Origin of the sequence: Bradyrhizobium sp., from assembly GCF_036009065.1 — a bacterium.
Lineage (GTDB): Bacteria > Pseudomonadota > Alphaproteobacteria > Rhizobiales > Xanthobacteraceae > Bradyrhizobium.
The window spans coordinates 1-10,923 of record NZ_DASYMN010000231.1 but is presented as its reverse complement, the minus strand read 5'-3'; the positions used below and the strand labels follow the sequence as shown (position 1 = coordinate 10,923).

Below are 10,923 nucleotides of genomic sequence, written 5' to 3'. Positions count from 1 at the left end.
TCGGAATTGATTCTCGACCGCAAGGTGTCCGACAAGCGCACCTTCCCGGCGATCGACATTTCGCGCTCCGGCACGCGCAAGGAAGAACTGATCACCGATCCGCAGCTCTTGAAGAAAATGTATGTGCTGCGCCGGATCCTCAATCCGATGGGCACCATGGATGCGATCGACTTCCTGCTCGACAAGCTGCGCAACACCAAGAACAACTCGGAGTTCTTCGAGTCGATGAACACCTGAGCCGGGGCAAGCGTCTACGAGAGTGGGCTTTTTCGTGCCCGCTTGCGTCCGGGGTTATGCTGCGCTCTTGCTGCAGCATAAAAGTGTAGCATGCCACAATCGGAGCGCACCCGGCACAGCGTTCAAGGCATTGAGTTACCTCACTTATTTAAGGAAAGCGACGGCGATTAGACTGCAAAGCTGCGTTTCGCAGCATGAATGCGGCGAAATTGCGCAGCATCGCCTGCAGCAAATGGTCCCCGTCCGCTGGCCCCGGCGTCGGTCCCAACCATCGCAAATTTCATTGCGTCTTCAAGGACTCAGGGGCCAGATAAGCGATGCATCCGCGCGACCACACCATTTTCGCCCTGTCCTCGGGCCGGCCTCCGAACGCAATTTCCGTTGTGCGGGTGTCGGGAGCGCATGCCGGGACGATTCTGAACGTCCTTGCTGGCAAGACTCCCCTGCCGCGGATGGCGACGCGCGCGCTGATACGCAATGCGAATCAAGAGCCTATCGACGATGCCGTGGTGTTGTGGTTTCCGGGGCCGGCGAGCGCCACCGGAGAGGACGTCACCGAATTTCATGTCCACGGCGGTCGTGCGGTACTGGGCGCACTGTTCGCGGCATTGTCGTCGTTTGAAAACACACGCGCGGCCGAGCCGGGCGAGTTTTCGCGGCGCGCGTTCGAGAACGGCAAGCTTGATCTGACGGAAGCCGAAGGTCTCGACGACCTGATTCATGCCGACACCGACCGGCAACGGCGCCAGGCGCTGCGCCAGTTGAAAGGATTGCTCGGCGACAGAGCGCGAAGCTGGCGGGCACGGATCATCGAAGCCTCGGCATTGATCGAGGCCGGCATTGATTTCTCCGACGAAGGTGATGTGGCCGCGGAGTTGGTTGCGCCGGCGCTGGCGAAGATCAAAGCCTTGCACGGGGAAATCGCAGAAGTGCTTGCGGCGCAGGGACGAAGTGAACGACTTCGCGATGGTTTGGTGGTTGCGATCGCAGGACCGCCGAATGTGGGCAAGTCGACGCTGATGAATCAACTGGCGCGGCGCGAGGTCGCGATCGTCTCGCCGCATGCCGGCACCACGCGCGATATCATCGAGGTGCAGCTCGATCTCGACGGCTATCCGGTGACGGTGATCGACACCGCCGGCATCCGCGCGACCGAAGATCCGGTCGAGCGGGAGGGCGTGCGGCGCGCGCGAGCTCGCGCGGCGGAAGCGGACCTGGTGCTGTGGCTGGTCGAGGATGACTCGCACGATGCTGCCGTCGAGGGCGCGGCGCCGGTGTGGATGGTGCGCAACAAGAGCGACTTAAGCGCACTTAAGCCGCATGTGGCAGGCATGGGGCGAACTCGGGGCAACCGATATTTTGAGATTTCGGCGTCGCGCGGCGATGGGCTCCAGGAGTTGATGGTGGCCTTGGTCCGCCATGCCGAAGATTACTTCGGGTCAGGCGAGGGCGGGCTGATCAGCCGGGAGCGTCAACGCACCTTGCTGCGCGAAACGGCAGCTTCGCTGCAGCGCAGCATGGACGGGAAGGGCGAAGAACTTGTCGCGGAGGATTTGCGCGCGGCGGCCGATTCGCTCGGGCGGCTGCTGGGAAGGGTGGATGTGGAGGATATTCTCAACAAGATCTTCCGCGAATTCTGTATAGGCAAATAATAGTTCTTTGTTCAATATTTAACGGCCTGTTTCGTATGAAACAGGCTCGCGAAGCGAGGAATTCAGTTCTTGGGCGATCACAGGCTGGATTGCTTCGTCGCCAGAGCTCCCGACGAGAGAATCTGTTTCACGTGAAACACATGGGGCGCCATGGCGAGCGGAACGACGCAATCCAACGTGCTAAATGCAGCGGGATTGCGTCCCGCAAAAGCTTCTCGCAATGACAAGAATCCCGCGTTAGAAGTCGCGGTCATGGAAAATTCGTTCGATGTCATCGTGATCGGAGGAGGCCACGCTGGCTGCGAGGCTGCAACGGCGGCTGCGCGAATGGGCGCGCAAACCGCGTTGCTCACGCACCGTTTTACGACGATTGGCGCGATGTCCTGCAATCCGGCGATCGGCGGCTTGGGGAAGGGTCATCTGGTCCGCGAAGTCGATGCGCTGGACGGGCTGATGGGCCAGGTGGCGGATGCGGCCGGGATCCAGTTTCGAATGCTCAACCGGCGCAAGGGGCCGGCGGTGCGCGGACCGCGCGCCCAGGCTGACCGCAAGCTTTATGCGGCGGCGATGCAGGCCGCGCTCATCGAAACCGCCAATCTCAGCGTGATCGAAGGCGAGGCTGACGACCTGCTACTTACGAACAGCCGGGTCACCGGAATCCGCTTGGCCGAGGGCCGCGAATTCGCGGCTGGCGCTGTGGTCATCACCACGGGCACGTTCCTTCGCGGGTTGATCCATCTCGGCGAGAAGAACTGGCCGGCCGGGCGTGTCGATGAGGCGCCGGCGCTGGGGCTGTCAAAATCCTTTGAGCGCGCCGGCTTTACCTTGGGCCGCCTCAAGACCGGCACGCCGCCGCGGCTTGATGGCACGACTATCGACTGGGCCGCGGTCGAAATGCAGCCGGGCGACGATCCGCCGGAGCCGTTTTCGGTGATGACCGATCGCATCACCACGCCGCAGATCCAGTGCGGCATCACCCGCACCACGCCGGCCACGCACGACGTGATCCGGGCCAATGTACACCGCTCGCCGATGTATTCCGGCCAGATCAAGAGCTCTGGCCCGCGCTATTGTCCATCGATCGAGGACAAGATCGTCCGCTTCGGCGACCGCGACGGGCATCAGATCTTTCTGGAGCCGGAGGGGCTCGACGATACGACGGTATATCCCAACGGGATCTCGACCTCGCTGCCGGAAGAGGTGCAGCAGGCGATCCTGGCGACGATACCGGGGCTCGAACGGGTGCGGATGGTGCGGCCGGGCTATGCGATTGAATACGACCATGTCGATCCCCGCGAACTCGACCCGACCTTGCAGGCCAAGCGGCTCCCAAACTTGTTCCTGGCCGGGCAGATCAACGGCACTACAGGCTATGAAGAGGCTGCCGCGCAGGGATTTGTCGCGGGTCTGAACGCAGCCTTGGCCGCCAGCGGCGCCGGAGGAATCGTGTTCGACCGCGCCGACGGCTATCTCGGCGTGATGATCGACGACTTGGTCACGCGAGGGATCACCGAGCCCTATCGGATGTTCACTTCGCGGGCCGAATACCGGCTGACGCTGCGGGCCGACAATGCCGACCAGCGGCTCACCGACAAGGGGATTGCGCTCGGCTGCATCAGCCGGGCGCGCTCGGTGCGTCACGGCGCCAAGATGGCGGCGCTGAATGGTGCGAAGACGCTGGCAAAATCTCTGGCGATTACGCCTAACGAGGCCACGCGGCATGGGCTTTCGCTCAATCGCGACGGCGTCCGGCGTTCGGCGTTCGAGCTATTGGCCTATCCGGAGATTGGCTGGGGCGAGGTGAGGGCGATCTGGCCGGAGCTGAGAGCCGTTGATCCGTCGATCGCCGTGCATATCGAGATCGATGCCAAATACGACGTTTATCTGAAGCGCCAGACCGCCGATGTCGACGCCTTCCGCCGTGACGAGGGATTGATGCTGAGCGATGTCGATTATACCGATGTGCCGGGGCTTTCCAACGAAGCCCGCAGAAAACTCGAAGCCGCGCGGCCGCGCACGGTCGGGCAGGCGGCCCGGATCGACGGCGTGACGCCGGCGGCGCTGGGGATTCTGGCGGCGTATCTGCGGAGAGAAGCGCGGCGGAAGGCTGCGGTTGGGGCGGCGTGAGTTGTTTCACGTGAAACAAATACGTCATTGCGAGGAGCTCTTGCAACGACGCGATCCAGCCTTGCTTGCTGCGCGATGGATTGCTTCATCGCAAGAACTCCTCGCGATGACGGTGGGATGCGCTGGCGCCTTCCAAGCGACGGTATGATGAAAATGGCAAAACCCTCTCAAATCACGCCGTCAGATAAAGCGGCCGCGCTCGCGCTAACCCCCGTTTTGCGTGAAACGGAGGCTCGCCTCGACCGCTACGTCGATCTGCTGCTGCAATGGCAGGCCAAAACCAACCTCGTCGCCTCCTCCACGCTTCCAAATCTCTGGACCCGGCATATCTCTGATTCACTGCAGCTTTTGACCCTCGCTCCCGATGCGAAAATCTGGGTCGATCTCGGCAGCGGCGGCGGTTTTCCAGGCGTGGTGTTGGCCTGTTCGATGGCGGGCACGCCAGGGGCGATGGTGCATCTGGTCGAGCGCAACGCCAAGAAGGCGGCGTTTCTGCGCGAGGCGCTGCGAATCACCGGCGCTGCAGGTACAGTTCATCTCGCTGACATCGGGGATAGTGTGGAAAGCTTGTCCGGCCCCGCCGATTGCGTCACTGCCCGCGCGGTGGCTCCGCTACACCAGCTTGTCGGCTACGCTGAGCCCCTGGTGGGGAAGGGCGCCAAGGCGCTGTTTCTTAAGGGTCAAGATGTAGAGGCTGAATTGACCGAAGCTACTAAATATTGGAAACTAACGCCTAGCCTCCACGCCAGCCTGACCGGACAGGGCTGGATCATCGAACTCGACCGCATCGAGCGGCGCGAGCAGTCCGCGAAAGCGCAAAGTGCCCGCAATGACCGTAATTGATCAGATATATCAAGAGGATAATGCCCCTGCCGCGCCCGGCCATCCGCGCATCATCTCGCTCGCCAACCAGAAGGGCGGCGTCGGCAAGACCACCACGGCGATCAACCTCGGCACTGCGCTCGCGGCGATCGGCGAACGGGTGTTGATCGTCGATCTCGATCCGCAGGGCAACGCCTCCACCGGCCTCGGCATCGACCGCCGCAGCCGCAACGTCTCGACTTACGATGTGCTGATCGGCGAAGCGCAGCTGCGTGATGCGGTGGTGCCGACCGCGGTGCCGCGGCTGCATATCGCGGCTTCCACCATGGATCTGTCGGGGCTCGAGCTTGAATTGGGATCGGCCAAGGATCGCGCGTTCCGGCTGCGCGATGCCATCGCCGCGCTCAATCACAACGTCACTGAGCCCGCGGACTATACCTATGTGCTGATCGATTGCCCTCCGTCGCTGAACCTTCTCACCGTCAACGCGATGGCGGCGTCGGACGCGATACTCGTTCCCTTGCAATGCGAGTTCTTCGCGCTCGAAGGCCTGTCGCAATTGCTGCAGACGGTGGAGCAGGTGCGCACCACGCTCAATCCGAACCTGTCGATCCACGGCATCGTGCTGACCATGTTCGACTCGCGCAACAATTTGTCGAACCAGGTGGTCGCCGATGTCAGGCAGTTCATGGGCGCGAAAGTCTACAACACCATGATCCCGCGCAACGTCCGCATCTCCGAGGCGCCGTCCTATGGCAAGCCCGTGCTGGTGTACGATTTGAAATGCTCGGGAAGCGAAGCGTATCTCAAGCTCGCTACCGAAGTGATCCAGCGCGAGCGCGAGCTCAGGGCGCATTAGGTCGTCATTGCGAGGAGCGCAGCGACGAAGCAATCCAGCGAACTGGGCACAGACTGGATTGCTTCGTCGCAAGTGCTCCTCGCAATGACGACAAGACCCGTAGGGTGGGCAAAGCGAAGCGTGCCCACCATCGTGCGGTACGACAGAAGATGGTGGGCACGGCGCAAGGCCGCCTTTGCCCACCCTACGACGTTGCGAAGTGAAACAGGAGCGTGCGTTGAATCCAAGGGAGCTGGCGATGGCCGACGAAGCGCGTTCGCGGTTGGGGCGCGGTCTTGCAAGTCTGATCGGGGATGTCGGCGGCGAGGCCGCGCATCTGGAACGGCCGCGCGCGCAGCGCAAGGTGCCGATCGAATTTCTAAAACCCAATCCGCGTAATCCACGCCGCGCGTTTTCGGAGAGTGAGCTGCAGGAGCTCGCCGACTCGATCAGGCAGCACGGCGTGATCCAGCCGATCGCGGTGCGTCCCGTAAAAGGCACACCCGACCGCTACGAGATCATCGCCGGCGAACGGCGCTGGCGCGCGTCGCAAATCGCCGGCCTGCATGAAGTGCCGATCGTGCCGCTCGACGTCAGCGATTCAGACGCGCTCGAGCTTGCGATCATCGAAAACGTGCAGCGCGAGGACCTCAACGCGATGGAGGAGGCGCAGGGCTATCACGCGCTGGCAGGCGAATTCAAACGCACGCAGGACGACATCGCGAAGATCGTAGGAAAAAGCCGCAGCCATGTCGCCAACATGATGCGGCTGACCAAGTTGCCGGAGGAAGTGCAGGCCCATATCGTATCGGGGCAATTATCGGCCGGCCACGCGCGTGCGCTGCTTGCCGTGCCTGACCCGAATGCTGTGGCAAAGCGTATCATCGCGGAAGGACTCAACGTGCGCCAGGTCGAGACGCTGGTGCATGAGATCGGCGGCTCCACGCCCAAGCACCGCAACTCGCGCGGCGCGCTGGTCAAGGATCCCGACACGCTGGCGCTGGAAAAGCGCGTCGGCGACATTCTCGGCCTCAGCGTCAAGGTCGATCACAAGGGCCCGAGCGGGACCATGCACATCAAGTACCGCGACCTCGAACAGCTCGACGAGATTTTAAGAAGGCTGGATGCGAAGGTTTAAGCGTGCCCCGGACGCAGCGCAGCGCGTAGCTCTTCGCGAAGCGGTGCGCTGCAGAGCCGGGGCCGTTACGAAGCTCATATTTCGTCATGCGCGGGCTTGACCCGCGCATCCATCCATCTTCGCAAGAGTCTTCCGAAGAAGATGGATGGCCGGGTCGAGCCCGGCCATGACGGGTTCTGCGTTTGATACGGTCCCGGCTCTGCGGAGCGGCATGAAGAATGCCGCACCGCGTCCGGGACACGCTATCCCCGTCTCCGCGCATTCACTGCGATCGAGAGCAGCGTGCGTTGCGCGATTACCGCTGCCAGCGGTGATTGCTTGCGCATGTCGAGCGCGGCCACCGCCAGCTGCTCGATGATCGCGAGCAGCCGCCTCGTGCTGAAATTGCGCAGCGCGGTCTCGACATTTGCCTTGCGCGAAAAATGCAGCCGCGGAAATCCGCTCTCGACCACGGCTGACGCCGGCGCGCCCTCTGCTACGGCGAGACTAGCCTTGTGCAGCAACGCCGCCTGGCGCTGCGCGGCGGAGATGATCATGCCGGGATAGGTGCCGGCGATCATCGCTTTGGCAAATTCGGTTTCGACCACGGCGGATTGACCGGCGAAAGCGCCGTCGACGATCGGATCGAGTTTTAGTTCGGAGGCATCGGCGGTCACGGCCATCACGTCGTCGAGCGTCACTTCGCGCGCGCCGTGGGCATAGAGCGCGAGCTTCTTCAATTCGTTGCGCGAGGCCTGGCGGTCGCCGCCGAGCAAAGACATCAGCGCCGCGCGCGCGTCGGGCGCGATGCTTAATTTCGATCCCCGCATTTCGTCGTCGATCAGTTTTGCCAGATCGCGCTCGCCGTCGGGATAGCAGCCGATCGCAACGGCCGTCTTGGCGCGCTCGCAGGCCTTGCGCAGCGGCGATTCCGGGCGCAGCTCGCCGGCTTCGATCACGATACGGCAATCTTTTACGGCTAAATCCGCCAGCGTATCGACGCCGGAGGCAAAACTCCGCGAGCCGGCGCGCACGCGGATGGCGCGGCGCCCGCCGAACATCGGGATGGTCATGGCCTCCTCGACCAGCCGCGATGGCTCGGCGGAAAGCTCATCGCCGTCCAGCCGCACCAGCGAGAACGGATCGGTGGGATCGTCGACTGCGGAGGCCATCAGCGCATCGGCACGTTCGCGTACCAGGCCGGCGTCGGGACCGTACAGCAGGATGATGGGCCGGCCCGGATCCGGCTTGTTGAGGAATGCGTCGATGTCCCGTCCGCGCAACGCGACCATACTGATGATCCAACCTGGATAACGTAGCGTGTGTAAAAGGGTCGATTGTTTTCGTCATGGCCGGGCTTGTCCCGGCCATCCACGTCTTGCTTGCTGAGACGCCGTCAAGACGTGGATGCCCGGCACAAGGCCGGGCATGACGAACTTTACAGCGCTGTCAGCTGCCCGCGGTGAAAAACGACGCCAGCCGGGTCTGGATATTCTCGGCGATTTCCTGGCAGGCGCGGTCCTCGGCGTCGCGGAAGGCGCGCTGGCGGGCGAAGCGCTGCAGCTGGCCGGGGATGTCGTAGGAGACGCGCGAGAAGGTGGTGCCGGTCATCACCGATCTGTTGGAGACGATCTCGATCAGATTGTACTGCGTGTCGATGCCGTAATTTTCGATCGAGGGCAGCGCGGTCGCCGGATCCAGGATCAGCGAAGAGCGGGTGGTGCTGAAGCGGATCACCAGCTTGTGGGTCGGCGGCATGCCGGTGGCGGCGCCGTACAGCTTGAACGCCAGCGCGTTGCGGATCTCGACGCCGAGCCGGGCGTCGCGCGAACCGTTAGGCTTGTCGACCGGCGGCAGGTCGACGCCCATCAGCTTTTCCCGCAACGCCGGCGTGCCGTCGGTATGGGCGGCATACATCGGCTGGAAGCAGCCGGCCGTCAGCGCGCTTAAAGCAGCGACGACCAGCAGCCGGGCAGCGATCTTAGCCAACGACATTCACGATCCTCTTGGGCACCACGATCACCTTGCGGACGGCTTTGCCGCCCAGCGCCGCTTTTACCGCATCAAGCGCCAAAACGGCAGCCTTTATCTGCTCTTCCGGCGCATTCCGGGCCACTGTGACATCGCCGCGCTTCTTGCCGTTGACCTGCACCACCAGCGTCACCTGGTCTTCAACCAGCAAATCTCGTTCGATTTTGGGCCAATTCGCCTCCGAAACCAGCCCCTCCTGCCCCAGCACACCCCAGCACTCCTCCGCCAGATGCGGCATCATGGGCGCGAACAATTGAACAAGAATGACCGAGGCCTCCCGGATCGCCCAGACCAGGTCCGGGGAGGGTTTTTCCGGGTGCGCCAGCGTGTCGGCCAGCGCATTGGTGAATTCGCGGATATGGGCGAGGCAGACGTTGAAATGCAGCTTTTCGATGCCGGAGGACACCTTGTCGAGCGCGCCATGGGCCGCCTTGCGCAACGCCAGCGCCTCGGGGCCGAACGCGGCCGGCCGCTCGGAGGGAGCGGTCCTGGCGATCTCGGCGGATTCGCCGATCACCCGCCACAGCCGCTGCACGAAGCGCGAGGCGCCCTGCACCCGCTCGTCGCTCCAGATCACGTCGCGATCGGGCGGGGAGTCAGACAGCATGAACCAGCGCGCCACGTCGGCGCCGTAGGTGTCGATGATGTCGTCGGGGTCGACGGTGTTGCGCTTCGACTTCGACATTTTTTCGATGGCGCCGATGGTGACTTCCTCGCCGGTGTCGAGCAGGCTGGCGTGGCGGCCGTTGCCGCCGGCTTCGACTTTCACCTCGGCCGGTGTCGCGTAGCTGCCGTCGGCCTTCCGGTAGGTCTCGTGCACCACCATGCCTTGCGTGAACATGCCGGCGAAGGGCTCGTCCATATCGATGTGGCCGGTGGCCTTCATGGCGCGGGTGAAGAAGCGCGAATACAACAGATGCAGGATCGCGTGCTCGACGCCGCCGATATATTGATCGACCGGCATCAGGCGGTTGGCAACTGCCGGCGTGGTCGGCGCGCGCTCGTTCCATGGATCGGTGAAGCGCGCAAAGTACCACGCCGAGTCAACGAACGTGTCCATGGTGTCGGTGTCGCGCACGGCTTGCCCGCCGCATTGCGGGCAGGCGACGTGCTTCCAGGTCGGGTGATGGTCCAGCGCGTTGCCCGGTCTGTCGAAGCTCACATCCTCCGGCAGCACCACCGGCAAGTCCTTGTCCGGCACCGGCACCACGCCGCATTTAGGGCAATGGATCACCGGGATCGGGCAGCCCCAATAGCGCTGCCGCGAAATGCCCCAGTCGCGCAGCCGGAAATTCACTTTCCGTTCACCGACGGGTTCTTCTGCCTCCCCCTGCAAGGGGGAGGGTCGAGGTGGGGGTCCGTTATCGGCGCTGACCCCCACCCGGCTCGCTTCGCTCGCCGACCTCCCCCTTTCAGGGGGAGGTAAGAAAACGCTCTCCAATCGCTTCGCCACCTCTTCCTTTGCCTCTTCGATGGTCATGCCATCGAGGAAGCGCGAATTGATCATGCGGCCGTCGCCGTCATAGGCCACATCGGTGATGACGAAGGTTTTCGGATCGGTGTCCGGCGGACACACCACCGGCGTGTTGCCGAGCGCGTATTTGGTGACGAAATCGAGGTCGCGCTGGTCGTGCGCCGGGCAGCCGAAGATGGCGCCGGTGCCGTACTCCATCAGCACGAAATTGGCGACATACACCGGCAGCTTCCAGCTCTCGTCGAACGGATGGATCGCCTTGATGCCGGTGTCGAAGCCGAGCTTCTCCTGCGTGTCGATGATCTCCTGCGCGGTGCCGTGGCGTTTTGCTTCCGCGATGAACTCGGCGAGTTTTGGATTCTTCGCGGCGGCGGCTAGCGCCAGCGGATGATCCGGCGCGATCGCCATGAACTTTGCGCCGAACAGCGTGTCGTGCCGCGTCGTGAAAATCTTCAGCTCGGTTTCGCCCGATGGCGCGGTGCTGGGATCGAGCGCGAAGCGCACCAGCATGCCTTCGCTGCGCCCGATCCAGTTGCGCTGCATCAGCCGCACCTTGTCGGGCCAGCGGTCGAGCGTATCCAGCGCGTCGAGCAGCTCCTGCGCATATTTGGTGATCTTGAACACC

8 protein-coding genes and 1 pseudogene are annotated in these 10,923 nt (G+C 63.2%); 6 read left to right on the top strand and 3 right to left on the bottom strand.

Annotated features, from left to right (window positions below):
- The 6 genes and pseudogenes from VGP39_RS14055 to VGP39_RS14030 form a co-directional block, all read left to right on the top strand.
- Positions 1-237, top strand: a pseudogene (locus VGP39_RS14055) (transcription termination factor Rho); the annotation flags it as partial.
- A 317-nt stretch (positions 238-554) separates the two neighbouring features.
- Entirely contained in the window at positions 555-1,889 is a 1,335-nt protein-coding gene (gene mnmE / locus VGP39_RS14050) for a tRNA uridine-5-carboxymethylaminomethyl(34) synthesis GTPase MnmE (protein WP_327568709.1), read from the top strand.
- A gap of 252 nt (positions 1,890-2,141) precedes the next feature.
- Positions 2,142-4,016: a tRNA uridine-5-carboxymethylaminomethyl(34) synthesis enzyme MnmG gene (mnmG, locus tag VGP39_RS14045; protein ID WP_327568708.1), complete on the top strand. Its 1,875-nt coding sequence runs from the start codon at positions 2,142-2,144 to the stop codon at positions 4,014-4,016.
- A 153-nt stretch (positions 4,017-4,169) separates the two neighbouring features.
- On the top strand, positions 4,170-4,859 hold the full coding sequence (gene rsmG, locus VGP39_RS14040) for a 16S rRNA (guanine(527)-N(7))-methyltransferase RsmG (RefSeq protein ID WP_327568710.1): 690 nt from the start codon (positions 4,170-4,172) through the stop codon (positions 4,857-4,859).
- Complete coding sequence (locus VGP39_RS14035; protein WP_327568707.1) at positions 4,846-5,697, top strand: ParA family protein; 852 nt, start codon at positions 4,846-4,848, stop codon at positions 5,695-5,697. The genes rsmG and VGP39_RS14035 overlap by 14 nt, the downstream gene beginning before the upstream one ends.
- Positions 5,698-5,935: 238 nt before the next feature.
- Positions 5,936-6,814 (top strand): ParB/RepB/Spo0J family partition protein, encoded by an 879-nt coding sequence (locus tag VGP39_RS14030; RefSeq protein WP_327568706.1) that lies wholly within the window; start codon positions 5,936-5,938, stop codon positions 6,812-6,814.
- A gap of 242 nt (positions 6,815-7,056) precedes the next feature.
- On the opposite strand, the gene holA is transcribed toward VGP39_RS14030, so the two are convergent.
- From holA to VGP39_RS14015, 3 genes are all read right to left on the bottom strand, one after another.
- Positions 7,057-8,085, bottom strand: coding sequence for a DNA polymerase III subunit delta (gene holA / locus VGP39_RS14025; RefSeq protein WP_327568705.1), 1,029 nt, complete (start codon positions 8,083-8,085; stop codon positions 7,057-7,059).
- A 157-nt stretch (positions 8,086-8,242) separates the two neighbouring features.
- Positions 8,243-8,788, bottom strand: coding sequence for a hypothetical protein (locus tag VGP39_RS14020; RefSeq protein WP_327568704.1), 546 nt, complete (start codon positions 8,786-8,788; stop codon positions 8,243-8,245).
- Positions 8,775-10,923, bottom strand: a 2,149-nt coding sequence (locus tag VGP39_RS14015) for a leucine--tRNA ligase (RefSeq protein WP_327568703.1), incomplete at its 5' end; no start/stop codon positions are given. The genes VGP39_RS14020 and VGP39_RS14015, both read right to left, overlap by 14 nt.